The sequence below is a fragment of the Petralouisia muris genome (assembly GCF_004793545.1).
Taxonomy (GTDB): domain Bacteria; phylum Bacillota; class Clostridia; order Lachnospirales; family Lachnospiraceae; genus Petralouisia; species Petralouisia muris.
This window is the reverse complement of record NZ_SRYA01000222.1, coordinates 1-820: the sequence shown is the minus strand read 5'-3', so window position 1 is coordinate 820 and position 820 is coordinate 1. Positions and strand designations below refer to the sequence as shown.

Annotated in this window: 1 protein-coding gene; it reads left to right on the top strand. The window is 43.5% G+C overall.

The genetic code is table 11. From position 1 onward, the window contains the following. Positions 1 to 120 precede the first annotated feature (120 nt). Positions 121 to 820 (top strand): transposase (locus E5329_RS29175; protein WP_275443896.1); only part of this gene is annotated, 700 nt, incomplete at its 3' end.

Sequence of the window (820 nt, the reverse complement as noted above, 5' to 3'; positions counted from 1 at the left end):
CAATGTCATTAACTTAAGGAATCTTTTACATTTGAATTGTAAAAGGTTCCTTTTTTCTGTATTTTTATTGTATAATGAAAGTAGATAACTGATGTATTTTCCCATAAGGCAGGTGATTTTATGAAGAATTCTCAAAAACATACCTGTTGTGATATCAGTTTGATCCATCAGGATGAATTCCATGATTTCTGTAGAAACGGAAATCCGGCATCCTTTATAAGAAACCGGAAGATGCCGTTAACGGATCTTATGTTTACTATGATAAACCGGAGGGGGATTACGTTGAGTCTGGAATTACGCAATTATATGAAAACCGCACACCCGGGAATGGAAATATCAAAGCCGGGCTATCTGAAACAGCGAATGAAATTGAATCCGCTGGCTTTTTATGAGCTTTACCGCCATCATAACAGGAACTTTTATGCAGACCCTGGATTTTCTGTCTTCCATGGATATCTGGTTCTGGCGGCAGACGGCTCAGGAATCAATATCCCAACCACAAGGGAAACGCTGGAAACATTTGGGACATCCAGCAGAAAAGGAACAAAGCCCCAGGCTTCCATAGGGCTCGGGTGTCTGTATGATGTGATGAACCGCATGATCCTGGAGAGCGACTGCTGTAAATGCAAGTTTGATGAAATGCGGCTGGCGGAAGAACAGATCGACCGTGTATCTGAAACAATCGGCGCATCACAGCCGTTTCTGGTCGTCATGGACAGGGGCTATCCCTCCACCGCGGCTTTTATCAGGATGATGGAGAAGGGGGTTCTGTTCCTTGCGCGCCTCAAATCCAGTGACTATAAAAAAGAGCAGTCCTCTT